Raw genomic sequence first — 25,153 nt, forward strand, 5'->3', positions numbered from 1 at the left:
CGAGCAAGCCCGCCCCCACAGGTTGTGTGCGACATCAGGAAGCCTCTTCCAGCGGCTTGCGGGCCACGACGTTGACCAGCGTTTCTTCCCGCTGTCCGAACGGCTTCGGCTGGCGCAAGCCAAGGCGCTCCAGCAAACCGAAATCCTTCGAACGGCTCCACCACAGATACGGGTAGGAAACGTTGCGCTCGCTGAACGCGAAACCCTGCTGGCGAATCATCTGCAGATACTGCGCCGCACTCTTCTGTACATGCATCGGGTGGCGAAACAGCCAGCGGATCACCCAGGTATCAATGTAGGCCTCGGTGGACTCGGCGAACAGCAGGTAACCGCCCGGTTTCAGCACCCGGTAAAACTCGGCCAGGGCTTTTTCCTGTTCCACCAGATGATGGAAGGTCTGGTGACAGAACAGCAGATCGACGCTGGCGTCCGGCACGTTGAGGGTCGCGCAGTCGCTGCCGATCAACTCCACTTCAAAGCCCTGGCGCGCGGCTTCTTCGGCGCTCAGTTCGAGGCTATGCGGGTCGGCGTCGACGCCGATCAGGCGCTGCGGAGCGAAGGTCTGACGCAGATGGCGGAACGACTTGCCCTGGCCGCAACCGGCATCCAGCAGCACCGGATTGACGGGCAACGACTCGCCGAACAGCCCGCGCAGATCATTGATCGCGACGCGCAACACGTGGTGCTGCCAGGTGTGGCTGCGCAGGAACCAGAAGCCGAAACGGGTTTCCTCGACGTAGCTGTCGCTCAAGTAATTCATGGGGCGTCCTTTGCACAGAGTTCGGAAATCATCTTCAGCCGGCGGCGCGCTTCGCTGACGAACGGGTTGTGTTCGTCCCAGGCGTAACCGGCGAGGATCGAGCAGATCATGCGACGGATGTCCGCCGAGCCTTGCTCGTGGAAAATCACGTCCTGGAAGGTCCCGGCGTACCAGCCTTCGACGTAGCTGCGGAAGGTGTCGACGCCGCGTTTCAGCGGCTCGGCAAATTCGCTCTGCCAGTCGACGGCCTCGCCTTGCAACTGCCGATGCAGCACAGCGGCGGCCATGCTGGCCGAGCGCATGGCGATGGTGACGCCGGAAGAGAACACCGGATCGAGAAACTCCGCCGCGTTGCCCAGCAGCGCGAAACCCGGACCGTGCAGAGTCTTGACGTTGGCCGCGTAGCCACCGAGGGCGCGCGCCGGGGTGTCCCACACGGCGTTGCGCAGTACCCCGGCGAGGCTTGGGGTTTGCTCGACGAAACCGCGCAGGCAGGCATCCAGATCGGCGTCGCGGCCGTTGAAGTGTTCGGCTGCGGCGACCACGCCCACCGAGCAACGGCCGTTGCTGAACGGGATCGTCCAGAACCAGATGTCGCGATGCTGCGGATGGATGCTGACGAGAATTTTCTCGCGGTCGAACGACGGGTTGTCGATGTGATCTTCGACGTGGGTGAACACCGCCTGGCGCAGCGGGAAATTCGATGGTGCTTCGAGGTCGAGCAGACGTGACAACACCCGCCCGTAGCCGCTGGCATCGAGCACGAATTGCGCTTCGACGCGGTATTCGCTGCCGTCCTCGCGGCGTACATCGAGTTGCGGTCGCGTCTGGGCGAAATCGACGCGGACAATGGCCTCGCCATAGCGGATTTGCGCGCCTTGCAACGCCGCCTGATCGGCCAGCAACTGGTCGAAGTCGGCGCGTTGCACCTGGAAGGTCGTCGGTTTGCCGGCGGTGAAGGTGTCACTGAAATCGAACGCGCTGTAGCGCTCGCCCCAGGCGAAGGCCGCACCGGTCTTGCGCTGGAATCCGGCGGCATATACCGCGTCGAGCATGCCGGCTTCTTCAACGAAATCCAGGCAATGGCAGAGCAGGCTTTCGCCGATGGAAAACCTTGGGAAATGCTCGCGCTCGAGCACCAGCACATCATGGCCCTTGCGCTTGAGCAGGGCGGCGGCGATGGCGCCGGACGGGCCGGCGCCGATGATGACCACCTGACGGGATTCCATTTCAGCGATTGGCACGCGAACTCCTTGCCGGGACGGCGACGTGATGCAGCGATGCACGGTGCAGACCGATCAGGGCCGGCAGCAGCGTCGCGATCAAACCCATCAGCATCAGCGCGAAATACAGCGCCGGGCTGATGAGCTGCTGGTGCAGCAAGAGATTCAGAAAGACGATTTCGCTCAAGCCGCGAATGTTCAGCAGCACGCTTTCACGCCAGCGGCTGGCGCCTTCGAACGACGCGCCGGCCCAGCCGAGGCCGAGCCAGTTGCCCAGCAGTTTGCTGATGATCGGCAACAGCAGCAGTGCCGCCCATTGACCGAGGCTCAGGCTGGACAGCGCACTGTGGACGTCGATCTGGACGATGCCGAAGGTGAGGATCAGCGGAATCGCGATCCACGTCTGCAAGCGGCTCATCCAGCGTGTCGGCAGCGGCAATACCAGCGGCACTTTGAGCAGCGCCATGCACAACAGGTAGCCGATGCCGAAGATCAGTGCGTTGAGTTTGAAATGCTCGGCGACCACCAGCAACGCGAAGAAACCGATGCTGAAGGTCAGTGGCTTGCGCAGCCCCAATACGCGCAGCAGCAACGGCGTACAGGCCAGCCCCAGCGGCAGCAGCAGGCTGCTCAGATGCAGGCTGCCCTGGGCGAGGCCGAACAGGGTCCAGCAGGTCAGGTCGATCAGGATCGCGGTCTGCACCAGACGCCGGGTGGCGGCGGGCGGGTAGTCGATGTGGCGCAGATACAGATAGAGCACCGGGATCGCCGTGATCGCAAACACCAGACCGATGGCCAGCGAATGGATCCACGGCTGTGCCGGTAAAAACCAATAAGCCACCGCAAGGCCACAGGCGAACGGTACGGCGAAACTCGGCACGGCGATTTTCACGCTCTGGCGATCCAGGCGCAGGTCGATCACATCACTGAGGATGTGCCCGAGCAACAGCGCGAAGGCCAGGCTGTAGAGGTTTTTCAGCCACGCCGGGGCGATCAGTTCGGCGCCGCTGAGGTGCCAGCCCGGCTCGATCCAGAAGTACATCAACAGCGGCAGGCCGAAGCTGGCGAGCAGCAACTGGCTGACAATCGGGATCAGGCCGACATGCCGACCGACGCGGGTCGCCACGGCGAACAATGCCAGCGCCATCAGCCAGAACCCGATGACCATCATGCTGCCGGCTCCGTGACCGCGACGGCATGGGCGTGGCGCCCGGCCCACGGCGCGAGCATGAAACTGAACGCCAGCCCGAGACTGACCGACAGACCGAAGTTGCTCACCGCCGGGGTGCTCGACACCGCCAGCAGACCGAACGACAGCCAGGTCGTCAGCGCCGCCAGCAGGGTGCCAAGCAGGCTGACGGCCGCGCCGCCGACCTGCTCGCGCATGAGGATCGCGTAATCGACGCTGATCGCCGTCACCAGCAACAGGCCGAACAGGCTGAACAGCGTCAGCGGCTGCCCCAGCCAGCCGAGACTGGCGAGGCTGCACAGCGCGGCGAGCAGCGGCAGGGCGACGATGCGCAGCGCGCCACCGAGGCCGAACGGCAGCATCAGCACCAACACAATCAGCGCGCAGGAAGCGAGTTTCAGTTCGGCGGCGCTGACCTGCGTCTGGGCGAAAACCTTGTTCAGGTCGCCGAGGCGATCGACCAGCGTCACCCCTGGCAAATCCAGCGCCTGCACCCGCAACAGCGCCGGGTTGTTCAGGCCTTGCAGGCTGACCATCGCCGCCACGCCGTCGTCGGTCGGGCCGAGCCACAGGGTGCGGTACGGCTCACCCAGCGGGCCGGCCAGCGCGGCGTCGATGTCCTCGACCGGCAGCGCCTGCAACTGCTTGAGTTCCGCTTGCAGGGCCGCCTCGGGGACGCCGAGGTCGAGCAACGGCTGCCAGAACTGCGGCAACCTGTTCAGTGCGTCGCGCACCTGCTGTTGCTGGTTGGCCGGGCTGAGCAACAGATCGAGGGCCAGATAGCCTTGCAGTTTGTCGAGGTTGACCAGTTGGTCCAGACGTTCGCTCAGCGCGGCCTGGCGTTCGAGCAACTGCTGCTGGTCGGCGGCGCGCACCAGGAAAAACTGGCTGGTCGGCTGATAGCCGGTGATGCGGGCGATGGTTTGCGCTTCATCGGTCAGATGCTGCGGCGCACCGATCCACTGGCGGATGTCGTTTCTGGTTTCCAGTTGCAGCAGTCCTCCGACGCAGAAGGCGATCAGCAGGGCCAGCAACGTTGGGGTTTGCGCATGCTCCAGCAGTTTTTCCCGCAGGTTGACCAGTCGTTCGGCCAGACGCAGCGGCCATTGCGCCGGGGTCAATTGGAGGTTGTTCAACAGCGCCGGCAACAGGCACACCGCCGACAGGTAGGCGCCGAGCAGGCCGGCGGCAGAGAACACGGCGATCTGGGTCAGGGCCGGGAACGGCGTCCAGGCCAGCGCGAGGTAGCCGATGGCGCTGGTGATCAGACTCAGGGTCAGGCCCGCGAGGGTCACACGCAGGGCTGGCCAACTGTGCCACGGCTTGAGGCTCCAGCTCTTGGACAGATAGTGCAGCGGGTAATCCACCGCCACGCCGATCAGGCTCGAACCCAGCACCAGGGTCATCACATGCAGGTGGCCGAACAGCGCCACGCAGGCGACCATGCCGAACAGCATGCCCACCAGCACCGGCACGAACGCCAGCAACACCCGCCAGCGACGAAAGGCGAGCAACAACAGCAGCAGGATGCCGAGGGTGGCGCCGCCGCCGACCCAGGTCATCTCGCGGGTGGCTTGCTGCTGACCATTGGCGGCGTACAACAGGCCACTGGCGGCCAGCAGTTGTACGCCGGATTGCGCGGCCTGCTCGCGGCTGTGTTGCAACAGCGTCGCGACTTGCAGCGGCAGGTTCATGTCGAAGGCGTTGCCGGTGGTACGCGCGCGCAGCAGTACCCAGCTCTTGCCGTCGGCGTCGGCGATCAATGCGCCGCTGCCGATGTCCAGTTGCACCGAGCCGTGCTGCGGCTGGTTGTTCTGGATGCGTCCGGTCAGGCCCAGCCAGTCGTCCTGGCTCGGCACCAGCGTGAAGCCGGCGAACGGATCGAACAGCGCCTGCACCCGTTGCTGGATGAACGTGTCGGGGTGTTCGATCAGCAGTTGCCGGTCATCGGCCGAGAGCATCGCCAGCCGTCCGTGCAGCAGTTGCGTGCGCAGCGCCGGCAGGTCCGCCTGCAGGTTCCATTGCACTTTCTCAAACAGCCCGCTGGCCTGCCATTGCTCGCCGAGGGTCTGGGCCATGGCGACGGCTTGCTGGCGGTCGGTGTGGCCGACCAGCACCAGCATTTCCCGGTTCAACGGCTCCTGCATGCGCTGTTCGGCACGCAGTTCGAGCGCGTCCGGGTGGGTGCCGGGCACCAGTTCCATCAGGTTGGCCGACAGCGGCGCGCCGTTGCGCCACTGCCAGGCGCCCAGTGCGACGACTGCCAGCAGCAGGATCAGGAACAGCCACGGCAGCCTGCGTTCACTCGGCAAAGTCATGTTGCTCCGCGTCGCTCAAGGGTTGACTGGCGATGCTGTCCAGCATGCGCAGAACGGTGCTGTCGCCCTGGGTTTCCTGCAGCTCGATGGTTTTTACCAGCGCGCCGCCGTCGATGTTGATTCGGTTGAACACTTGTTTGAGCAGCACCGAGCGTGGCGTCAGGGTCAGTTTCCACTGCTGCGCGTCGCCGCTCAGGGCCAGCTCGAAATCCCGTTGCAGGCCGCTGCTGTCGCCTTGCAGCACGGCGAGGAACAAACGGTTCTGCTCGGCACCGGCGCTCTTGTTCGGCAGCCATTGCCAGCCGTTGGCGTCACGCCGGGCGATGCCCTTGGCGGTGATGCGGTAGTCCTGCTGCAGCGGGGTTTTCAGCAGCCAGAGCAGGCCGTGGTTTTTCGCCAGGACGAAACTGCCCTTGCTGAGCAGCGGCTGGGGCAGGGCGCGCAGGTGTTTTTCCTGGATGAACTGGCCGTGGATCACGTCCGGTTTCGCCAGTTGTTCGCTCAACTGTTGCAAGTCGAAGGCGCTGGCCAGCGACGACACCAGCAACAGCGCCAAGACACTCAGGGATTTCGTAAACAGGTTCATCGCAGCATCCTTTCCACAGCGTCGGTGAAGACTTTCGGTGACGCCAGTTGCATCTCGCGACTGCTGACTTCGACCGCCACCTGCACGGAGCTGGCGCGGGTCAGGCGTTCGCCGGTCCCGGCGTCGGTGATCAGGTAGTGAATCTTCAGGCGGTTTTCCCATTCCACCAGACTCGCGCGCACGTTCAGCCGCTGGCCGAACACCGCGCCGCGCACGTAGCGCAGTTGCAGGTCGATCACCGGCCAGGCGTAGCCCGAATCGACCATCTGGTTGTAGTTGTGGCCGATCTTGTCGAGCAACGCACAGCGCGCCACTTCCAGGTATTTGACGTAATGGCCGTGCCAGACGACGTGCATGGTGTCGACGTCGAAGAACGGCACGAGGACTTCCGTATCGGCGTGAAGCACTCCGGCGCTACGCATGCAGCCTCCAGTGCTGGTCGGCGATGCGCTGCAGGCACAGGCGCAGTTCGCTTTCCAGGGCGCGGTCTTCGATCACCGGCGGGAAGTCCTTGGCGAGGGCTGCGTGCATGGCTGCCAGCGACGGCGGCAGTGGCCGGGCATCCTCGGCCTGGCTGCGCAGCCACACGCCCTGATTGGCGGCGAGCAGCGTGGCGGCGGCGACCTGTTCGGTCAGTTCCAGCACGCGGATCGCGTCGCGAGCGGCGATGGTGCCCATGCTCACCTTGTCCTGGTTGTGGCACTCGGTCGAGCGCGAGAACACACTGGCCGGCATCGTGTTTTTCAGGGCTTCGGCGGTCCAGGCGCTGGCGCCGATCTGCACGGCCTTGAAACCGTGGTTGAGCATTGCCCGCTCGGCGCTGGCGCCGGACAGGTTGCTCGGCAGACCGTGGTTGTAACGCTCGTCCACCAGCAGCGCGAGTTGCCTGTCGAGCAGGTCGGCGACGTTGGCCACGAGGTTTTTCAGGCTGTCCATGGCGAACGCGATGTGCCCGCCGTAGAAATGCCCGCCGTGGAGTACGCGCTCGGCTTCGGCGTCGATGATCGGGTTGTCGTTGGCGCTGTTGAGTTCGGTCTCGATGAACGAGCGCAGCCAGTTCAGGCTGTCGGCCAACACGCCAAGTACGTGCGGGGCGCAACGCAGCGAGTAGCGATCCTGCAAGCGATGCAGCGGCGCGGTCGGTGCGTCGATCGCCAGATCCTTGCGCAGCCACGCCGCCACCTGCATCTGCCCCGGATGAGGTTTGGCGGCGAACAGACGCTCGTCGAAATGCTCCGGATTGCCCTGCAACGCCACCACGTTCAACGCGGTGATGCGGGTCGCCAGTTGCAGCAGGTAATCGGCGCGGGCATAGGTCAGGCAGGCGAGGCCGGTCATCACGGCGGTGCCGTTCATCAACGCCAGCGCTTCTTTCGGGCGCAGCACCAGTGGCGTCCAGCCGAGTTCACGATGCACGTCGGCGGATGCACGGCGCTCGCCACGGAACATCACCTCGCGCTCGCCGGAAAGGGTCGCGGCCACGTAGGACAGCGGTGTCAGATCGCCGCTGGCGCCCACCGAGCCTTCCTCGGGAATCAGCGGCAGGATGTCGTGTTCGAGAAACGCCTGCAGACGCTCCAGCAGTTCCACCCGTACCCCGGAGACGCCGTGGCACAGCGACTGCAAGCGTGCCGCCAGTACCGCGCGGGTGGCTTGGGCGTCGAGCAGTTTGCCCAGGCCGCAACCGTGGAAGGTGAACAGGTGCTGGGGCAGCGCCTCGACGTGATGCAGCGGCACCGCGACCACGCAGGAATCGCCGTAACCGGTGGTCACCCCGTAGATCACGCCTTCCTTGTCCAGCAGCGAATCGAGGAACCGAGCGCCCTTGGCGATGCGTTCGCGGTAGTCGGCGTCGCTCTGCAACTGCACGGGCGCCTGACGGTTGGCCAGGGCCAGCACGTCTTCGATGCGCAAAGGGCGTTCGCCGAAGGTTACCGGCTCATGGGTTGGCGTCGTCATCGGTCTTCCAGAAAGGGTAAAAGTTGAACCATTGTCGCGGCGCTTCGAGGCAATAGTGACTCAGCCGCAGGGCATAGCGGGTCGCCCACTGATGAATGACCTGTTCGCGTTCGCTGCGCTTCCATTCCACGGCGTCGGCGAACGGCTCGATGGTCAGGCGATAATGGCCGTCGGGCTTCTTCAGGCACATCAGCAGATTGACCGGACATTTCAGCAGCCCGGCCAGCAGCCACGGCCCTTGCGGGAACGGTGCGGGATGGCCGAGGAAGTCCACGGTGACGCTGCGCCCGCCATGCAGCGGTACGCGGTCGCCGGCAATCGCCAGCCACTCGCCGCGCTCCAGGCGTTCGTGCAGTTGCAGCATGATCACCGGGTCGAGTTCGCTGACCTGGATCAGCCGCAGATTGGTCGCCCCGGCCTCACCCAGCAGGCGATTGAATTGCTCGGCGTGCTTGGTGTGGACCAGCACGTTCATCGTGACCTTTTCGCCGATCTCCGCCAGCGCCCGGCACACTTCGAGATTGCCCAGGTGCGCGCCGACCAGCAGTTGCCCGCGACTGCCGCGCAACTGGTTGCGCAGCAGCGCCGGGTCGATGATTTCGATCTGTTCGATGCGCAGCTTACCGTTCCACACGTCGAGCTTGTCGAGCATCGAGTCGGCGAACGCCATGAACTGGCTGAACACCCGCCAATGGCTCGGGCGCAGGTCTTCACGGCCGCTCCAGTCCGCCAGGCGCTGCTGGTACTGCCAGGCACTCCGGCGCGCGGTGCGGCCGAACAGGAAGAAGTACAGGACGATGCCGTACAGCAGCGGGCTGAGCAGGCGTCGGCCGAGGACCTTGGCGGCGAACGCGGTGAATTTCATCAGCAGGAAACTGCCGCGTTCTTCGCGGTCGGCCCAATGCTTGTTGTCGGACTCGACGCTCATGGGCGCCACCGTCGCCAGAGAATCAGCGGCGAGCGCAGCAACATGCCGAAGAACAACCGAGTGTGCATGCTCGAGATCAGCACGTTGTCGTGGAACAGGCGAAAGTGCGAAACCCCGTCCAGCGGGTAATGCACGCTGGTTTGCAGCCAGTGCATTGGCTGGTTGCGCCACGACAGGCGCACCAGAATGTCCGAGTCGAAATCCATGCGCTTGCCGATCCGCGCCGAGTCGATGACCGCCAGCGTCGGTGGCAGCGGATACACGCGAAAACCGCACATCGAATCGCGGATCTGCAGCGACAGGCTGTTGATCCACACCATTAGGTGGGTCAGGTAGCGGGCATAGAGCCGGCCTTTAGGCACGCTGTCGTCGTACAGCGGGTAGCCGCAGATCAGCGCTTGCGGATGGGCGCGGGACGCTTCGATGAAGCGGGTGACGTCCTGCAAGTCGTGCTGGCCGTCGGCGTCGACCTGCAAGGCATGGCTGAACCCCAGCCGTGCCGCTTCGCGCAAACCGGTCATCACCGCGCCGCCCTTGCCCTGATTGACCGTGAGCCGCACCAGATACACCCGCTCGCGTTCGGCCAGCCCGTCCAGCACCCGCGCGCAGGATTGGCTGCTGGCATCGTCCACCAGAATGCACGGCAGGCCCTGGGCGAGCAGCGCATCGATCACCGTGGTGATCGCGCTTTCGTGGTTGTAGACCGGAATGACCGCGCAGGGATTATGCATCGCCAGCCCCCAGCAGAATCCGCCCGCTGGAGCAGGTGGCCGTGTCGTTGCGGTAGGCGAAATACAACTTGCCGCGCTCGGGGTCGAAGCGCAGATGCAACTGGATTTCATCGCCGGGACGCACCAGTTGCTGGAATTTCAGCACTTCCATGCCGGCGAACGCGCCGCGCAGATTCAGCAACTGACGACCGAGGTTCAGCGCCCATTCGACCTGCACCACGCCGGGCAGTACGGGGGCCTTGGGGAAGTGGCCGCTGAAGTAGGCCAGATCCGGCGGTACGCTCAGTTGCAGGCTCCATTCGCCGTCGGTTTCGACCTGTTCCAGCACTTCGGGCGCCTTCGGGCGGGGTGCCAGCAGCAACGCTTCGACTTCGGCCTGAGGCAGTTTGCCCTGGGTGTTCAGTGGCAATTGTCGCAGCAGGCGCCAGCGCCGGGGCAAGGCCAGGGCTTCGCAATGCTCGCCGAGATGCCGGCGCAGGGTTTCGGTCAGGCTGCGCCGGCCGTGTTCGCGCAGGGCATACAGGCCCGACTCGCTGAGCACCAGCAAGGCGCCGAGGGAGGCGCGGTTCTCCTGCACCACGCCCAGGCGTACTTCGGCGACCCAGGCGTGGGCGACCAAGGCCTGTTCGAGCATCGGCAGGGAGATGCGTTTCTCTTCCAGCTTGACGATCCGGTCCAGCCGCCCGAGCAATTCGAAGCGGCCATCGGCGCCGATGCGCGCGGCGTCGGCGGTGTGTTCGACATGCCCGGCAGGCAGATACGGCGAGGCGATCAGCAGGGCGCCGTCGGCGTCCTGGCTCAGCTCGACAGCGGCGAACGGTTGCCACAGTTGTTCGCCCTGACGCCAGGCGATACCGCCGGTTTCCGAGCTGCCGAGGATTTCCGTCGGCCATTGCTGCAAGCGTTGCTGCAGGCTTTGCGCGGCGTCGAGGGGCAGCGCCCCTCCGGAGGAAAACACCCGGCGCACGGCGCTCAGGGCCGGCCAGTCGAGGTTGTCGCCCATGCGTTTGAGCAGCGCCGGGCTGGCGACCCAGGCGAAGGCCGGATGCTCGCGGCTGGCCCGTTGCATATCTTCAGGGAACGCCAGTTGCCGGCGCAGGAACGGACGCCCGGCGCACAACGGCCACAGCACCCGGAACAGCAAGCCGTAGATGTGCTGGGTGGCGACGCTGCCGATGATGCATGCCGTACCGAGATCCGCGCCCCACAGTTGCTCCAGGGCTTCGACTTCGTTGGCCAGCTGGCGCAGGGTCTTGTCGATGCGCTTGGGCTCGCCGCTGGAGCCGGAGGTACACAGGCTCAGTCGGCACTGGTCGAGATCCAGTTCGGCGCCGCTCAAGGGCGCATGCTGGAAGTGGCTTGGATGCGTGTCGTCGGGGTGATCGGTCAGCCACAGATCGACCTCCGCCGCCCAGCGCTGGCGGGTCTGTGCTTGCAGATCCGCGGGCAGCAGCACGCTGACGCCCGCGCGCCAGGCACCGAGCAGGGCGATCGCCAGTTCGGCGGCATCTTCCAGGTGCACGACCAGACGCCGCACGCCTCGGGCTTGCAGGCCGGCGGCCAGGCTCAGGGCGCGTTCGCGCAGGTGTGCATGATCCAGTGCCGGCGCGTCGGTGACCGCGCGCTCCGGCAGAGCCTTGAGCAACAATTGCTCAAGTTTTATCCAATTCATGGGCGTCCTCTTACCCGTTGTCGTATCAGCCATTCAATGGCAAACATCAGGCCGATCAATCCGTAGGAGATCAGACCGGTGTACAACATCCACCAGTGCAGCGGCGCCCACAGGGTCAGCAGGGCGGCGCACAAACCGTTGCAGAAGAAAAACACGCTCCAGGCCACGGTGACCTGACGGGTGTAGCGGATCGCCTCGGGCGGCAGCTGCGGCTCGCGTAGACGGGCCAGGCGCTCGACCATCGGCGGACCGTATTTCAGGCTCACGCCGAACAGCACCAGCATGAAGCCGCTGATCAGCACCGGATACCAGCGCAGCAGCAACGGGCTGTCGAACGCCGCCAGCAGCAGGCAGAACGCAATGGCGACACAGGCCATCCACAGGCTGCCGGGCTTGCGCTCGCCGGTCAGCGCGCGGGCCAGCCACAGGCTGCCCAGCAGCAGGCCGAACTGCCAAGGCGCGAAATGCTCCATGCCGAAATACACCGCAAAGGGGTACAGCAGGCCGGCCAGCAGCAGGACGAGGCCGATCAGTCGGCTCATGCGGCCGGCTGAACCAGACGGTAGACCGCCTCGACCACGTCGCTGACGGTGCGCACCGATTTGAATTCCTCGGCGGCGATTTTCTTGCCGGTCTGGCGCTTGATGTGATCGATCAGGTCGACGGCGTCGATGCTGTCGATTTCCAGGTCCTGATACAGATTCGATTCCAGGCTCACGCGGGCCGGATCCAGTTCGAACAGCTCGACCAGGGCATCGCGCAGGGTGTTGAAAATGTCGTCACGAGTTTGCATGGTCCGGTCTCAAGCTGCCTGTTTTGCCGTGACGAAAGCCGCGAGGCTTGCCACGTTGGTGAAATGGTTGCGGGTGTCCTTGGCGTCGGCGTCGATCTTGATGCCGTACTTTTTCTGGATCGCCAGGCCAAGCTCCAGGGCGTCGACGGAGTCCAGGCCCAGGCCTTCGCCGAAGAGCGTCTGGTCGTCGCCGATGTCGTTGACGCTGATGTCTTCGAGGCCGAGGGCGTCGATGATCAGCAGTTTTATGTCACGCATCAGGTTAGGGGTGTTCAGATCGCTCATCTTCGGCGAGCTCCTTGGTAAAGAGTTGATGCAAATAGTCGTTGAGCTTGCGCGAGGCTTGCGGCGCAGGGCCTTGCGTGGCGAAAGTCTGTGGGTCTATATCGGCCCCGACGCGAAAACTGAAATGCACGCGGCGACGCGGGATCCGATACCAGGGTTCGGCCTTGGTCAAGGTGGTCGGGCTGACCTTGATCATCACCGGGGTAAGAATTTTCGCACCGCGCAGGGCAATCGCCGCCGCACCCCGATGAAAGGCCGGCGCCTGGCCGGGCTGGGTGCGGGTGCCCTCGGGGAAAATGATCAGGGTCTGGCCACCCTGCAAGGCTTCGGCGGCGGTATCGAGCATGTCCATGCTGCCGTCGTTGCTGATGTAGCCGGTGCTGCCCAGCGGACCACGGGTGAAAGGGTTTTCCCACAGGCTTTTCTTCACCACGCAATTGGCGTGGGGCACCAGGCCGATCAGGAACACCACGTCGATCAGCGACGGGTGGTTGGCGATAATCATCTGCCCCGGCCGGCCGAGGCGCTCGGAGCCCTGGATGTCATAGGTCAGCACCCCGGTGCGGGCCATGAACCGGACGAAAAACCAGAACAGCCGACTGACGGTCTTCCGCGCCCGTTGCCGATGCGTGAGGGCATCACCGGGCAGCCATGAAAGCAGCGGAAACACCAGCAGGCGCAGGCACAGCCCGCCCAACCCGAACAGGGCGAAGCTCACGGCGGTGGCCAGCAGGCGCCAGTAGTAGGCGTCGCGGTTTTTCTCGGTCACAGGTTGCGTTGCCAGGTCCATACACGATTTTTCCAGGCATGTTGGCAATGGGGTTGCTGGCCGAACAGGGTTTGCAACAGATTCAGCGCATGGGGCCAGTGCGCTTTGGACAGTGATTCGGTGGTGCTGTTCAGGGTCAGCCGCCAGTCGGTACCGGGCGTCAGCAACAGGCCCACCGCGTAAGGAAACGGCACGTCATCGATCCACGTCGAATAGGCGGCGGGCGGCTGTTCTTCGGTGATCACCAGCAGCACCGCCGGCGCACCTTCGTCGAGCAGGGCAGCGGCTTCGAGCATGCCGTGTTCCAGGCCATCGCCTGCGGCGGCAAGGGCGGTCATTTCGCTGGTTTCGCCGCGCATGATCGACCACAGACCGATGATCGCGTTGTGTACCGACAGGCTGAACTGGGTCGGCGACAGCGGCTGCTCGTCGGCCAGATCACTGAGGATGTCGAAGGTGCGCGGGGTCTCGCCGTGCCGGGAGACGAACACCAGTGGCAGGTTTTCCCGGCCTTCGGCCAGCGGCCAGCCGACACTGAACGCCATGCGGGCCAGCCGGCTCAGGCGTCGGCGCTGCATGGCCGGCAGGAACGACACATCGGGCGCGGCATCGCTGCTGGCGGGCACGACCGGTTGTCGGCTCCAGGCCTGCCAGGCCTCCACGCTGTCGAGCCCGGGAGCCCACGCGCGCCATTGGGCGATGTTGAAGTTGATCACGAAGATTCATCCCGCCCCTGCGGGCTTCATTGCTGCTCTGGTTCACCAGCCTGTGGCAGGCCTGGTGTGGCGCTTGGCATTGAGTGGCGCGCATTATCCCGGTGCTACGGGTGTGTAGCAAATGTTGGTTACATTTTGCGCAACGAAATGTACCGGTTGGACCGTGATAAAAATGTCACTTGGCCATTATGCAGATCGGCGCTGGGCTGTCTGTCGGGCTGATCGGCGATCAATGGCAGCCTTTGCCCTGATTGCATGCAGATATTTGCGTCAGACCTTGTAGTCCGTGTCCGTGAAGGTAGCGAAGCGGGGCTGCGCACCACTACACTCGGTCATTCTTTGATACACGGAGGTTTTGTCATGCGGCGCGTGGTGTTCAATCAGAAAGGTGGCGTGGGCAAATCCAGTATTGCCTGCAATCTGGCGGCCGTCAGCGCGAGCGAGGGTTATCGCACGCTGCTAGTGGATCTCGATGCCCAGGCCAACTCCACTCAGTATCTGACGGGGCTCACCGGTGACGACATTCCGATGGGCATTGCCGATTTCTTCAAACAGACCCTGTCCTCGGGGCCGTTTGCCAAGAAAAACCAGGCGGATATCTACGAAACCCCGTTCGACAACCTGCACATCATCACCGCCACGGCGGAGTTGGCCGACTTGCAGCCCAAGCTCGAGGCCAAGCACAAGATCAACAAGCTGCGTAAGTTGCTCGATGAGTTGAGCGAAGAGTACGACCGCATCTACCTCGATACGCCGCCAGCGTTGAACTTCTATGCGGTATCGGCGCTGATTGCCGCCGATCGGGTGCTGATTCCCTTCGATTGCGACAGCTTCTCGCGTCAGGCGCTGTATGGGCTGATGGCGGAAATCGAAGAACTGAAGGACGACCACAACGAAGGCCTGGAAGTCGAAGGCATCGTGGTCAACCAGTTCCAGGCACGAGCCAGCCTGCCGCAGCAGATGCTCGACGAGTTGATCGCCGAAGGATTGCCGGTGCTGCCGGTGTACCTCACCAGCTCGGTGAAGATGCGCGAATCCCACCAGGCCAGCACGCCGCTGATTCACTTTGATCCCCGGCACAAACTGACCCAGCAGTTTGTCGAGCTGCACAACCTGCTCGAAGACGCCTGAGTCTTCAGGGCACACGGTTTTTCCTGTGGGAGCGAGCCTGCTCCCACAGTGGGATCAGATGCCCTGGCTACGCAGCCACGCCATCAATTGCTGCAGCGGAAACGCCCCGCTCTGCCGCGCCACTTCCTGGCCGTTCCTGAACAGAATCAGACTGGGAATCGAGCGAATCCCCAACTGCGCCGACAACTGCTGATTGGCGTCGCTGTCGAGCTTGGCCAGCCGGCACTTGCCCGCCAGTTGCGCAGCCGCCTGTTCGAACACCGGCGCGAATGACTTGCACGGCCCGCACCAGTCCGCCCACACATCCACCAGCAACGGCAGGTCGCCCTTGATCTGGCTGGCGTAGTCGCCTTGCTTGAGTTCGAACGGTTTGCTCAACAACACCCCGGATTTGCACCGTCCGCACTTGGGCTGATCACCGAGGCGTTCGGCGGGGATGCGGTTGAGGCCGTTGCAGGCGGGGCAGGGGATGAGGAGTGGGGTGGTCATGAGCGAGATCCAATGGAGAGCTGATAAAAAGCTAAGTGGAGACGTTTGCTCATATTTTCAATCGCGCAGCCTTTGAGGTCTTGCCTAGGCTGAGTTGTACCGGTCGAGGCCGTTGGTCTGTCTGGCTGTATCGCAACTTGCGATAATTTTGATCTGTGATTAACTCCCCATAGCAGAATGCGATAAGGATATTGCATGCATGTGTTCAGTGAAAAACCCATTCGAGAGGCCAAGGAACAATGGCCACAAGCAGCCAGTGCGTTGGCGCAGTGGTTTCGTCTGGCAGCAGGAGTTATCCAAAGGATTTCTCTGCGATGAAGTCGATATTTCCCGCGACCGACAAGGTTGGCGAGCTTCATGTTTTCGATATTGGTGGCAACAAACTGAGGTTGATTGCTTTTGTCAGCTACCGATCTCAACGGCTCTACATAAAGCACGTAATGGATCACCGCGAATATGATCGCGGAAAGTGGAAGGAGGGAAAGGTATGAGTGCTTTGATCAAAACGGTTGCCGAGCACTGGCAGTTTGTCTCTCCATTGCTTCGCAAACCGAAGAGCGAAGAGGATTACGACGACTTGGTACGGGCAGTCGACGAGTTATTGGAAATCACTGGCGATGATGAGTCACATCCGCTGATGAGTCTGGTCGACATCATCGGTGACTGGATCGCAGAGTGGGATCGTACCCATCACCCTATGGCTCAAGCGAGTGGCGAAGAGGTTCTCGGTTACATGATGCGCGAACACGGCCTGACTCAGAGCGACCTTCCGGGTGTCGGTACTCAATCGGTCGTTTCGGAAATTCTGAATGGCAAGCGCAAGCTCAACTTGCGCCAGGTTCGCTGGTTGGCAGAACGCTTCAATGTTCCGATCGATGTGTTTATCTGATCTTGCTCACGACGAACAACTGATCTCCAGATGTTTCCCCCACTCGGGCGGTCGCTCGGCATAACTCTCCATCCCCGGCTGTTCCTCGAACGGTTTGCTCAGCACCGCATGCAGCCGGCGAACCTCGGAGTAATCCCCGCCTTGCGCCGCTTCGATCGCCCTCTGCGCCAGGTAATTGCGCAGGATGTACAGCGGATTGACCGCATGCATACGCGCACGACGTTGCGCTTGATCGGCATCGCCGTCACGAGCGGCTCGGGCGATGTAGCGTTCGCCCCAGGCATCGAAGCCTTTGATGTCGACGAAGTCGTCACGCAGGCGGGCGATCGCCTGTTGCGGTGATTGCTCGCCCAGGTGGCGGAAGAACAGGGTGTAGTCGACGCCGCTGTTCTGCATCAGTTGCAGCAATTGCTCCAGCAGTTGCTGATCGTCGTCCTCGGCGCTGGTGAAGCCGAAGCGGCGGCGCATCAGGTCGAGGTAGTGAGCCTGGAACAGCGGCAGGTACAGGCCCAGGGTTTCGCGCAGGGCCTCGACGCTGATGAACGGTGTCAGGGCCTGGGCCAGGGCGCTGAGGTTCCATTGGCCGACGGGCACCTGATTGCTGAACGAGTAGCGGCCCTGGTCGTCGGAGTGGTTGCAGATGAAGCTCGCGTCGAAGTCGTCGAGGAAGGCGAACGGGCCGAAGTCGAAGGTGATGCCGAGGATCGACATGTTGTCGGTGTTCATCACGCCGTGGCAGAAACCATAGGCCTGCCATTTGGCGATCAGTTCGGCGTTGCGCTCGACGATTTCGCGGAACATCGCCAGATACGGTTCCGGCTGCTCCAGACACTCGGGGAAGTGCAGCGCCAACACATGTTCGCCGAGCAACTTCTGCTGTTCGGGACGCTTGGTGTAATAGAAATATTCGAAGTGGCCGAAACGGATATGGCTCGGCGCCAGACGCAGGACCATCGCCGCGCGTTCCTGCTTCTCGCGCCATACCGGGGTGTCGGAGCCAATGACACAAGCGGCGCGCGACGTCGGGATGTTCAGCGCATGCAGCGCTTCGGACGCGAGGAATTCGCGGATCGACGAGCGCAACACTGCGCGACCGTCGCCCATGCGCGAGAACGGCGTCTGCCCGGCGCCCTTGAGGTGCAGGTCCCAATGTTCGCCGGCGTTGTTGTACACCTCGCCGAGCAGCAGGCCACGGCCATCACCGAGTTGCGGGGTGTAGCCGCCGAACTGATGCCCGGAATAGACCATCGCCCGAGGCTCGGCATCGGCCCAGAGCTTGTGGCCGCTGAACAGCTCGGCGAATTCCTGAGTGTCGGCCACCGCCGGGTCGAGATCCAGCAGCGCCATGGCCGCGGGACTGGCAACCACCAGTCGCGGGTTGTCGATCGGTTCGGGCAGCACATGGGCCGAGAACGCATCGCCCAGGCGGGCGAAGCGGTTGTCGAAGGTCAGTTCGTCGAGGGCTTTCAAGGGCCGGCTCCAGCAGAATGTCCGAACATTCTGCTGGGTACAGGCCGGTTAGTCGAGTTTGGCGGGCGGTGGTTCTTGCAGCGGCTTCTGGCCGTCGACCGGCACGATGGTTTTCGTTTCCGGCTCGATCGGCACCATCTTGTATTCCTGGCCGTGGAGGTTCTTCAGGTAGACCTCCATCTGGCGGAACGAGATGTTGATGTGCTGCTTCTTGAACTCGCGGTTGATGAAGCGGTTGACCTCGTCGATCACCGGGTTGCGGTCACCGAGGTCGCGCACATGCATGCGCAATTCGTGGTCGAGGGTGCTTTCGCCGAAATTCAGGAAGTACACGTGCGGCTCGGGTTCTTTGAGCACCCGTGGGTTTTCCCGGGCGGCCTTGAGCAGCAGTTCCTTGACCAGATCCAGATCCGAACCGTAGTCGACACCCAGCTTGAGCGTGACCCGGGTGATGGTGTCGGTCAGCGACCAGTTGATCAGTTGCCCGGTGATGAACGTCTTGTTCGGGACAATGATGTCCTTGCGGTCGAAATCGGTGATGGTCGTGGCGCGGATGCGGATCTTGCTCACCGTGCCCGACAGGTTGCCGATGGTGATGGTGTCGCCGATCCGCACCGGGCGTTCGAACAGGATCATGATGCCGGAGATGAAGTTGGCGAATATCTCCTGCATGCCGAAACCGAGGCCGACCGACAGCGCCGCCACCAGCCACTGCAACTTGTCCCAGCTCACGCCGAGGGTCGACAGGGTCGAGACGAAGCCGACCCCGGCGATCACGTAGGACAGCAGCGTGGTCGTGGCGTAGGCGCTGCCCTGGGCCAGATTGAGTTTCGACAGCACGAACACTTCCAGCAGGCCCGGCAGGTTGCGCGCCAGGGCGAAGGTAATGCCGATGATGATCAGCGCACCGAGCATGTCGCCGATGCTGATCGGCACCATGCTCATGTTGGCGCCGGTGCCGCTGGTGTATTCGTAGAGGGTGATGTTGTCCAGGTACGAGAACACCGAAATCAGGTCCGACCAGACCCAGTACAGCGCGGCGATGAAACCGCCGAGCAGCGCCAGGCGAATCAGGCGCAGGGACTGCTCGTTGACCTTCTCGATGTCCAGCGCCGGCTCTTCGATCACCGCTTCGCCATCACCGGCCTCTTTCGCGGCCTGACGTTTCGCCAGGGCGCGCTGATAGGCCAGGCGCCGCGCGGCGACGGCGAGGCCACGCACGAAGGTGGCTTCGATCACCAGCCAGAACATCAGCAGGTACAGGGTGTTGATCAAGCGGTCGCTGAGTTTCAGCGCGGTGTAGTAGTAGCCGAAGCACACCGCGACGAACAACGCGATCGGCAGCAGGGTGAACATCACCGCGACGGCCTTGCGGAACAGCGAAGCGTTTTCGTGGGTCGGGCTGCTGATCAGCAGGCGGCTGAGCAGCCAGGCCATCAGCGCGTAGCAGGTCAGCACCACCGGCATGCCCAGCACGTCATCGGCCAGCCCCGCCGGTTGCAGCTCGGCAACCGCCACCACAGACACCAGCGCCATCACGACGAGGCCGAGTCGACGTACCCAGCCTTGCAGGAATTCGACTTGCGGCTTTTCCCAGCGGAAGTGCAGTTCGGCCACGCCGCCCGGCGCAAGAATCCGGTAAGCGGTGTAGAACACCAGCCACGCCTGGGCCATTTGCAGCAGCGCCGCGCCCATGTTGGCGTTCTGGCCTCGGGCGTCGATCTGCAACGCAAGGCCGCACAGCGCCAGGCCAAGGGCTACCGGCAGTGCCAGCAGAATGTTGATCAGGATCGCCTGCGGGGTGTGCAACTGGCTGTCGCGCTTGAAGTGGCCGATGTCCAGGTGAACCTTGTTCAGGCGCGCATACAGTTGCTTGCGGCGCCACAGCAGCGCGCCGATCAGCAGGGCCAGTGGCAGGAACAGCAGCGGTCGCTGGGTCAGGCCGTCGGTCAGCTCGCTCAGGCTCGAGGCCAGCGGCAGGGTGTCGACCTGACGTTGCAGGCGCTCCGGCACGCCACGCATCCATTCCAGATCCAGCGGCTTGTTGCTCGGAATCCAGAACATCTGCTCATCGAGGGTCGCGCGCAGGCTTTGCGCGGTGCTCAGCAGTTGTTTCTGGTTCAGTTGCAGGGTGATCGATTCATTGAGCACTGCGCTCAGTTCGCGGTTCAGCCGTTCCAGCAGGTCGGCGCGGGTGTTGGCCAGTTCCAGCAGGCTTTTGCGCAACTGCGGCGTGACTTGCTCCGGCGGCTGGGTGGAGAGCAGGTTGTCGACGTAGGTCGCCGGGTTGCTCAGCAGTTCGCGCTGCTGGCTGACTTCGAACTGATACAGGCGAATGTCGGCGATCTGATCCGCCAGGTCGCGATCGACCTTGAGCCGCGGCAGCGACTGTTTCTGTTTATAGAGAATCTTTGACAGCAGCAGGCTGCCCTTGAGCACGTTGATCTGCTCGTCGAGGGCCGAGTCACTCTGGGTCACGCTGTCCAGTTGCTGCTTGGTCTGCAGGTTCTGTTGGGTGACTTCGTTGAGGCGGTCGGTGCTTTTGAGCAAGTAGTCCGAGAGCTTGAGGTTGGCCGCGCTCTCGGTGGCGAGCAGGCTGCTGCCGCCGGCCTTCTGTGCTTCGATGGATTGCTGGGTGACGGTTTCCTGGGACAGCGCCAGACGCTTCTGGTTGATCAGGGTTTGCAGCTCCTGGATCTCGCGGTCCAGGCGATCGGATTTTTCCGAGAGCAGGTCATGCTGGCTGTTGCCCAGATCCTGCAAGGTGCTGTTGCCGGCCAGTTCCTGGCGGCGCAGCGGCATCAGTGCATTGAGCGCCGCCAGCTCGGCGTTGAGCAGGTCGCGCTGCTCGCCGCTGAGGGTCTTGCCGCTGTCCTTGCCGGTCTTGAGGATGTTGTTGATCTGCTGGATGCGCGTCTGGCTGCTGGCAATCTCGGCCTGGGCACGTTCGGGACGGGTCTGGGCGGTGATGATCAGGCTGTTGGCGTCGGCCAGGCTCTTTTGCAGATCGCTTTGCTGGGTTGCGCGCTCGGTGAGCATCTGCTCCAGCTGCTGGATGGTCTCCTTGGGGAAGCGCTGCGCCACCGGCACCACTGCGCTGGCCTTGAGGCGTGTCAGCTCGCGGGCATTTTCGACGGTCTGCTTCGGCGCGGTCGCCAGTTGCTGCTTGAGATCCGTCAGCTTCTGCTCGTAGTCACGCCGGTTGCCGAGCTGGGTCAGCGTGTTTTGCAGGACGGTTTGCAGGGCCTTCTGATCGGCTTCCGGCAGTTTGCGGTCGGCGATCTTGTCCAGGCTGGCCTGCACGGCTTCGCTGGACGGCGGTTCGGCAGCTTGCAGCGGGCCGACAGAAAGACTCAGGCCCAGCAGGGCCGCGACGAAAAAGGAGCGCAGGGTAGACATAGAGACCGGGCAAGCAAGTGAGAGTGGACGCAGTTTAGAGGAAGAGCCCGGGGCCGGGGCGACTTCCTTCGGGGAATCTGACGCCCACTTTGGCGATCTTGTTCCCTTCCATGACCGCAACAGTCCAGTGGGTGTTGTTCCACTCCACCTGGTCGCCAACGATCGGCGCGCCCCCGACTTTGTGGGCAATGAAGTGGCCCAGGGTCATGCCCGGATCGATGCCCTCGGCCGACAGCCCGTAGAGGGCGGCAACCGCTTTGAGCTGGGCGTCTCCTTCGAGTACGAAGTCGCCGAAGAAGCGCAGATCGAGGCCTCGTTGCGGCGCCTGGCTGAACAGTTTTCCGAGGGCCGGCAAGTTGTGTTCATGGCCGATAACACACAGCAAATCATCGACTTCCAGCACCGTACTACCCGACGGATGGAGCAGTTGCTGGCCACGAAACAGGGCCGCGATACGCGTGCCTTCGGGCATTTTCAGTTCACGCAGGGGCGAACCGATGCACCATTTTTCCGCGCCGAGGCGATAAACGAACAGTTCCCACTCGCTGGTGACGTGGACTTCCAGCGCCGCCCGAGAAATCGGCGCGGGCTCCGGCGGAACCGTTACCTTCAACAACTTGGCGACCCACGGCAGGCTCGTGCCCTGCACCAGCAGCGACACCAGCACGATAAAGAACGCCAGATTGAAATACAGCTGCGCATTCGGCAGTCCGGCCATCAGCGGGAACACCGCCAGAATGATCGGCACCGCGCCGCGCAGGCCGACCCAGGAAATAAATGCTTTCTCCCGGCCGTGGAAGGCCTTGAACGGCAGCAGCCCGACCAGCACCGACAGCGGCCGCGCGAACAGAATCATCCACAACGCCAGGCCGAGGGCGGGCAGGGCGATCGGTAGCAGATCGTGCGGGGTGACCAGCAGCCCCAGCACCAGGAACATGCCGATCTGCGCCAGCCAAGCCATGCCGTCGAGCATGTGCAGAATGCCGTGGCGGCTGCGTACCGGGCGGTTGCCGATCACCAGACCGCACAGGTACACGGCGAGGAAGCCGCTGCCGTGCAGGGCGTTGGTCAGGGCGAACACCACCAGACCGCCGGCGATCACCAGAATCGGATACAGGCCGGCGGCAAGGTTGATCCGGTTGACCAGTTGCAGCATCAGCCAGCCACCACCGAGGCCGATCACCCCGCCGATGCCGAACTCGCGGATCAGGTGCGTCAGCAGGCTCCAGTGCAGGCCGGTCTGGCCGCTGGCGAGCATGTCGATCAGGGTTACGGTGAGAAACACCGCCATTGGGTCGTTACTGCCGGACTCGATTTCCAGGCTGGCCGTCACCCGTTCGTTCAGGCCCTTGCCGCCGAGCAGCGAGAACACCGCTGCGGCGTCGGTAGAGCCGACGATGGCGCCGATCAGCAGGCCCTGGATCAGATTCAGGTCGAACAGCCACGCCGCGGCCATGCCGGTCAGCCCGGTGGTGATCAACACCCCGACCGTCGCCAGCGACAGCGCCGGCCACAAGGCCACGCGGAAACTTGAGACCCGGGTGCGTAAACCACCGTCGAGCAGGATCACCGCTAGGGCGAGGTTGCCGACCAGATAGGCCGTGGGGTAGTTGTCGAAAATGATGCCGCCGCCATCGACCCCGGCGGTCATGCCGACCGCAAGGATGATCACCAGAATCGGGATGCCGAGGCGTGAAGAAAGTGAGCTCACCAGAATGCTTGCACCTACCAGCAACGCGCCGATCAAGAACAGGCTGTTGATGGTCGTCGCATTCAAAGGCAGTACTCCGGAAAGCGTTAAGACGGGCGCAAACTGACCATGCAGTCTGCGTGCCAGCGATTCTAACCTGTTGAAATGTGATGCTGTCAAAAAGGTTTTTGCGCAGGCGTTCTCGGGTGTCGGGTTCGGCTGGCGATTACTGCCCTCGCCCTGACCCTCTCCCGGAGGGAGAGGGGACTGATCGGGGCGCTTTTGCGAAATGCATCGACCTGAAATATCGAGCCGAACTCAAGATCTGAAAGTCCCCCGATCTGCGCCCTCTCCCTCCGGGAGAGGGCTGGGGTGAGGGAACCCTTGATGTTGCCTCTTACAGGCTGAACCGCCCAACCATGTTGTTCAGATCCAGCGCCAGACGCGACAGCTCATTGCTCGCTGCACTGGTCTGATTCGCCCCGGTCGCCGATTGCACCGACAGGTCGCGGATGTTCACCAGGTTGCGATCCACTTCCCGCGCCACCTGCGCCTGCTCTTCGGCCGCGCTGGCGATCACCAGGTTGCGCTCGTTGATCTCGACGATGGCGGTGTTGATGGTGTCCAGCGACAGGCCGGCGCCACGGGCGATGTTCAGGGTCGACTCCGCGCGTTCGGTGCTGTTGCGCATCGAATCCACGGCGTGTTCGGTGCCGCTCTGGATGCTGCCGATCATCCGCTCGATCTCGCTGGTCGACTGCTGCGTGCGGTGAGCCAGGGCGCGAACTTCATCGGCGACCACGGCAAACCCGCGACCGGCTTCACCGGCACGGGCCGCTTCGATCGCTGCGTTGAGGGCCAGCAGGTTGGTCTGGTCAGCCAGCCCGCGAATCACATCCAGCACCTTGCCGATGTCGCGGGATTCGTTGGCCAGATCACCGATCAGGGTCGCGGTGCTCTGCACGTCGGCGCTCATGCGTTCGATGGCGCTGACGGTTTCCTGCACCAGATCACGGCCGTCACCGGCAGAGGTGGTGGCGTTTTTCGAGGCTTCCGAGGTGCTGACGGCGTTGCGCGCGACTTCTTCCACGGCGCTGGTCATCTCGTTCACCGCCGTGGCGGCCTGCTCGATTTCGTTGTTCTGCTGGGTCAGGCCACGGGCGCTTTCGTCGGTGACGCTGTTCAGCTCTTCGGCGGCGGACGCCAGTTGCGTGGCCGAGCCGGAAATCCGCTGCAAGGTATCGCGCAGCTTCGATTGCATCTTCGCCATGGCCGCCAGCAGGCGCCCGGCTTCGTCGGTGCCATCGACGTGGATCGGCTGGGTCAGGTTGCCCTCGGCGATGGTTTCCGCCGCATCCAGCGCTTTCGAAATCGGCTTGGTGATGCTCAGGGTCAGCAGCCAGGCGAACAGGATCGTCAGACCGGTAGCGATCACCAGCAGCGTCACCACCAGGTTGAAGGCCGAAGAATACTGGTCGGCGGCTTGCTGGTTGGTGTCTAGGGTCTGCTGGGTGTTGATTTCCAGCAAGCGGTTGAGCACGGTATTGACCGCTTCGGAATTGGTCAGCAGATCGGTGTTGAGCAGGTTGCGCAGTTCATCCACCTGATTGTTGCGCGACAGGGTTTTCATCCGGTCTTCGATCTGGCGGTACTGGCCCAGCAACTGCACGTATTGATCGTAGGCCGCGCGCTCCTGCGCACTGGTGATCAGCGGCTCATAAATGGCCTGGGCCTTGCGGATCTGCTGGTTGCGCGTCTCCAGCAGTTCGATGGTTTTCTGCTGCACATCCGGCTCGCGGTTCACCAGCAAGCGGTAGGACAGCACGCGCAGACGCAGGGTCAGTTGCGTGAATTCGTCGAGGCTCTTGATGCTCGGCACGCTGCTGGTGGTGATGTCCTCGGCGGCGCCGCGGATCTTGCTCATCTGGTTCAGGGCGAACACCCCGAGGATCAGCATCAGGCCGCCGATCAGGGCGAAACCGGTGAACGCGCGAGGCGCGATATTCATGTTGCGAAGGGACATGGCGGGATACCAGGAAGGGCCGCATCCATGCGGGCTGAAACGGCTGTTGAGTGACTTATCGGTCATACGACTAAAGTCTTGAGTACCCGTGCGGATTTGTCGCATGCGTCGCTCGGCGACGAAGTGCAGGAAC

Annotated in this window: 22 protein-coding genes and 2 pseudogenes; 3 read left to right on the top strand and 21 right to left on the bottom strand. The window is 63.3% G+C overall.

Features of this window, described 5'->3' with window-relative positions; genetic code table 11:
* Nucleotides 1–34 precede the first annotated feature (34 nt).
* The 15 genes from KVQ74_RS15455 to KVQ74_RS15525 are packed head-to-tail and all read right to left on the bottom strand — an operon-like array spanning nt 35 to nt 13,935.
* Nucleotides 35–760 carry a class I SAM-dependent methyltransferase gene (locus KVQ74_RS15455; protein WP_217831986.1) on the bottom strand — a complete coding sequence of 242 codons (726 nt, stop codon included), beginning with the start codon at nt 758–760 and terminating at the stop codon, nt 35–37.
* Nucleotides 757–2,004: an NAD(P)/FAD-dependent oxidoreductase gene (locus KVQ74_RS15460; RefSeq protein ID WP_217831988.1), complete on the bottom strand. Its 1,248-nt coding sequence runs from the start codon at nt 2,002–2,004 to the stop codon at nt 757–759. The genes KVQ74_RS15455 and KVQ74_RS15460 overlap by 4 nt, the downstream gene beginning before the upstream one ends.
* A complete protein-coding gene (locus KVQ74_RS15465) occupies nt 1,991–3,154 on the bottom strand; it encodes a cation:proton antiporter (RefSeq protein ID WP_217831990.1) in 1,164 nt (387 codons plus the stop codon). The genes KVQ74_RS15460 and KVQ74_RS15465 overlap by 14 nt, the downstream gene beginning before the upstream one ends.
* Nucleotides 3,151–5,490, bottom strand: coding sequence for an MMPL family transporter (locus KVQ74_RS15470; RefSeq protein WP_217831991.1), 2,340 nt, complete (start codon nt 5,488–5,490; stop codon nt 3,151–3,153). Before KVQ74_RS15470 ends, KVQ74_RS15465 begins: the two co-directional genes overlap by 4 nt.
* Nucleotides 5,474–6,076 (bottom strand): outer membrane lipoprotein carrier protein LolA, encoded by a 603-nt coding sequence (locus KVQ74_RS15475; RefSeq protein ID WP_217831992.1) that lies wholly within the window; start codon nt 6,074–6,076, stop codon nt 5,474–5,476. The genes KVQ74_RS15470 and KVQ74_RS15475 overlap by 17 nt, the downstream gene beginning before the upstream one ends.
* On the bottom strand, nt 6,073–6,498 hold the full coding sequence (locus KVQ74_RS15480) for an acyl-CoA thioesterase (protein WP_217831994.1): 426 nt from the start codon (nt 6,496–6,498) through the stop codon (nt 6,073–6,075). The genes KVQ74_RS15475 and KVQ74_RS15480 overlap by 4 nt, the downstream gene beginning before the upstream one ends.
* Nucleotides 6,491–8,035, bottom strand: coding sequence for an HAL/PAL/TAL family ammonia-lyase (locus KVQ74_RS15485; protein WP_217831996.1), 1,545 nt, complete (start codon nt 8,033–8,035; stop codon nt 6,491–6,493). Before KVQ74_RS15485 ends, KVQ74_RS15480 begins: the two co-directional genes overlap by 8 nt.
* Complete coding sequence (locus KVQ74_RS15490) at nt 8,016–8,963, bottom strand: LpxL/LpxP family acyltransferase (RefSeq protein WP_217831998.1); 948 nt, start codon at nt 8,961–8,963, stop codon at nt 8,016–8,018. Before KVQ74_RS15490 ends, KVQ74_RS15485 begins: the two co-directional genes overlap by 20 nt.
* Nucleotides 8,960–9,694: a glycosyltransferase family 2 protein gene (locus KVQ74_RS15495; RefSeq protein WP_217832000.1), complete on the bottom strand. Its 735-nt coding sequence runs from the start codon at nt 9,692–9,694 to the stop codon at nt 8,960–8,962. Before KVQ74_RS15495 ends, KVQ74_RS15490 begins: the two co-directional genes overlap by 4 nt.
* The gene (locus KVQ74_RS15500) at nt 9,687–11,366 is read right to left on the bottom strand and encodes an acyl-CoA synthetase family protein (RefSeq protein ID WP_217832002.1); all 1,680 of its coding nucleotides are present in this window, start codon (nt 11,364–11,366) and stop codon (nt 9,687–9,689) included. The genes KVQ74_RS15495 and KVQ74_RS15500 overlap by 8 nt, the downstream gene beginning before the upstream one ends.
* Nucleotides 11,363–11,908, bottom strand: a complete 546-nt coding sequence (locus tag KVQ74_RS15505; RefSeq protein WP_217832003.1) for a COG4648 family protein — start codon at nt 11,906–11,908, stop codon at nt 11,363–11,365. Before KVQ74_RS15505 ends, KVQ74_RS15500 begins: the two co-directional genes overlap by 4 nt.
* Nucleotides 11,905–12,159: an acyl carrier protein gene (locus KVQ74_RS15510; protein ID WP_007947135.1), complete on the bottom strand. Its 255-nt coding sequence runs from the start codon at nt 12,157–12,159 to the stop codon at nt 11,905–11,907. Before KVQ74_RS15510 ends, KVQ74_RS15505 begins: the two co-directional genes overlap by 4 nt.
* Before the next feature lie 9 nt (nt 12,160–12,168).
* Nucleotides 12,169–12,444, bottom strand: a complete 276-nt coding sequence (locus tag KVQ74_RS15515; RefSeq protein ID WP_217832004.1) for a phosphopantetheine-binding protein — start codon at nt 12,442–12,444, stop codon at nt 12,169–12,171.
* On the bottom strand, nt 12,422–13,234 hold the full coding sequence (locus KVQ74_RS15520) for a lysophospholipid acyltransferase family protein (RefSeq protein ID WP_217832005.1): 813 nt from the start codon (nt 13,232–13,234) through the stop codon (nt 12,422–12,424). Before KVQ74_RS15520 ends, KVQ74_RS15515 begins: the two co-directional genes overlap by 23 nt.
* A complete protein-coding gene (locus KVQ74_RS15525) occupies nt 13,210–13,935 on the bottom strand; it encodes a beta-ketoacyl synthase chain length factor (RefSeq protein ID WP_217832046.1) in 726 nt (241 codons plus the stop codon). Before KVQ74_RS15525 ends, KVQ74_RS15520 begins: the two co-directional genes overlap by 25 nt.
* Nucleotides 13,936–14,289: 354 nt before the next feature.
* On the opposite strand from KVQ74_RS15525, the gene KVQ74_RS15530 reads away from it, so the two are divergent.
* Nucleotides 14,290–15,060, top strand: coding sequence for a ParA family protein (locus tag KVQ74_RS15530; protein ID WP_217832006.1), 771 nt, complete (start codon nt 14,290–14,292; stop codon nt 15,058–15,060).
* Nucleotides 15,061–15,114: 54 nt separating this feature from the next.
* Here the strand turns inward: KVQ74_RS15530 and trxC are convergent, their stop codons facing one another.
* Nucleotides 15,115–15,549 carry a thioredoxin TrxC gene (gene trxC / locus KVQ74_RS15535; protein WP_217832008.1) on the bottom strand — a complete coding sequence of 145 codons (435 nt, stop codon included), beginning with the start codon at nt 15,547–15,549 and terminating at the stop codon, nt 15,115–15,117.
* Between the two features lie 195 nt (nt 15,550–15,744).
* On the opposite strand from trxC, the pseudogene KVQ74_RS15540 reads away from it, so the two are divergent.
* Nucleotides 15,745–16,040 (top strand): annotated as a pseudogene (locus KVQ74_RS15540) (type II toxin-antitoxin system HigB family toxin).
* Nucleotides 16,037–16,438, top strand: a complete 402-nt coding sequence (locus tag KVQ74_RS15545) for a helix-turn-helix domain-containing protein (protein ID WP_217832009.1) — start codon at nt 16,037–16,039, stop codon at nt 16,436–16,438. Before KVQ74_RS15540 ends, KVQ74_RS15545 begins: the two are co-directional and overlap by 4 nt.
* 6 nt (nt 16,439–16,444) lie before the next feature.
* On the opposite strand, the gene selO is transcribed toward KVQ74_RS15545, so the two are convergent.
* The 5 genes and pseudogenes from selO to KVQ74_RS29585 all read right to left on the bottom strand — a co-directional run.
* Nucleotides 16,445–17,908 (bottom strand): protein adenylyltransferase SelO, encoded by a 1,464-nt coding sequence (selO, locus tag KVQ74_RS15550; protein ID WP_217832010.1) that lies wholly within the window; start codon nt 17,906–17,908, stop codon nt 16,445–16,447.
* Nucleotides 17,909–17,956: 48 nt separating this feature from the next.
* A complete protein-coding gene (gene mscK / locus KVQ74_RS15555; RefSeq protein ID WP_217832012.1) occupies nt 17,957–21,307 on the bottom strand; it encodes a mechanosensitive channel MscK in 3,351 nt (1,116 codons plus the stop codon).
* Nucleotides 21,308–21,341: 34 nt separating this feature from the next.
* Complete coding sequence (locus KVQ74_RS15560; protein ID WP_217832014.1) at nt 21,342–23,084, bottom strand: potassium/proton antiporter; 1,743 nt, start codon at nt 23,082–23,084, stop codon at nt 21,342–21,344.
* Nucleotides 23,085–23,394: 310 nt separating this feature from the next.
* On the bottom strand, nt 23,395–24,267 hold the full coding sequence (locus KVQ74_RS29580) for a methyl-accepting chemotaxis protein (RefSeq protein WP_371850982.1): 873 nt from the start codon (nt 24,265–24,267) through the stop codon (nt 23,395–23,397).
* Between the two features lie 30 nt (nt 24,268–24,297).
* Nucleotides 24,298–25,125 (bottom strand): annotated as a pseudogene (locus KVQ74_RS29585) (MCP four helix bundle domain-containing protein); the annotation flags it as partial.
* Nucleotides 25,126–25,153 lie beyond the last annotated feature (28 nt).

Source organism: Pseudomonas botevensis, from assembly GCF_019145475.1.
Taxonomy (GTDB): Bacteria; Pseudomonadota; Gammaproteobacteria; order Pseudomonadales; family Pseudomonadaceae; genus Aquipseudomonas; species Aquipseudomonas botevensis.

Excerpts from the sequence above, each read along its gene's own strand:
- KVQ74_RS15515 (WP_217832004.1), bottom strand. The coding sequence starts at position 12,444 with ATGAGCGATCTGAACACCCCTAACCTGATGCGTGACATAAAACTGCTG.
- KVQ74_RS15510 (WP_007947135.1), bottom strand. The coding sequence starts at position 12,159 with ATGCAAACTCGTGACGACATTTTCAACACCCTGCGCGATGCCCTGGTC.
- KVQ74_RS15500 (WP_217832002.1), bottom strand. The coding sequence starts at position 11,366 with ATGAATTGGATAAAACTTGAGCAATTGTTGCTCAAGGCTCTGCCGGAG.
- KVQ74_RS15480 (WP_217831994.1), bottom strand. The coding sequence starts at position 6,498 with ATGCGTAGCGCCGGAGTGCTTCACGCCGATACGGAAGTCCTCGTGCCG.
- KVQ74_RS15485 (WP_217831996.1), bottom strand. The coding sequence starts at position 8,035 with ATGACGACGCCAACCCATGAGCCGGTAACCTTCGGCGAACGCCCTTTG.
- KVQ74_RS15490 (WP_217831998.1), bottom strand. The coding sequence starts at position 8,963 with ATGAGCGTCGAGTCCGACAACAAGCATTGGGCCGACCGCGAAGAACGC.
- KVQ74_RS15505 (WP_217832003.1), bottom strand. The coding sequence starts at position 11,908 with ATGAGCCGACTGATCGGCCTCGTCCTGCTGCTGGCCGGCCTGCTGTAC.
- KVQ74_RS15470 (WP_217831991.1), bottom strand. The coding sequence starts at position 5,490 with ATGACTTTGCCGAGTGAACGCAGGCTGCCGTGGCTGTTCCTGATCCTG.
- mscK (WP_217832012.1), bottom strand. The coding sequence starts at position 21,307 with ATGTCTACCCTGCGCTCCTTTTTCGTCGCGGCCCTGCTGGGCCTGAGT.
- KVQ74_RS15465 (WP_217831990.1), bottom strand. The coding sequence starts at position 3,154 with ATGATGGTCATCGGGTTCTGGCTGATGGCGCTGGCATTGTTCGCCGTG.
- KVQ74_RS15455 (WP_217831986.1), bottom strand. The coding sequence starts at position 760 with ATGAATTACTTGAGCGACAGCTACGTCGAGGAAACCCGTTTCGGCTTC.
- KVQ74_RS15530 (WP_217832006.1), top strand. The coding sequence starts at position 14,290 with ATGCGGCGCGTGGTGTTCAATCAGAAAGGTGGCGTGGGCAAATCCAGT.
- trxC (WP_217832008.1), bottom strand. The coding sequence starts at position 15,549 with ATGACCACCCCACTCCTCATCCCCTGCCCCGCCTGCAACGGCCTCAAC.
- KVQ74_RS15475 (WP_217831992.1), bottom strand. The coding sequence starts at position 6,076 with ATGAACCTGTTTACGAAATCCCTGAGTGTCTTGGCGCTGTTGCTGGTG.
- KVQ74_RS15495 (WP_217832000.1), bottom strand. The coding sequence starts at position 9,694 with ATGCATAATCCCTGCGCGGTCATTCCGGTCTACAACCACGAAAGCGCG.
- KVQ74_RS29580 (WP_371850982.1), bottom strand. The coding sequence starts at position 24,267 with ATGGCGAAGATGCAATCGAAGCTGCGCGATACCTTGCAGCGGATTTCC.
- KVQ74_RS15545 (WP_217832009.1), top strand. The coding sequence starts at position 16,037 with ATGAGTGCTTTGATCAAAACGGTTGCCGAGCACTGGCAGTTTGTCTCT.
- KVQ74_RS15520 (WP_217832005.1), bottom strand. The coding sequence starts at position 13,234 with ATGGACCTGGCAACGCAACCTGTGACCGAGAAAAACCGCGACGCCTAC.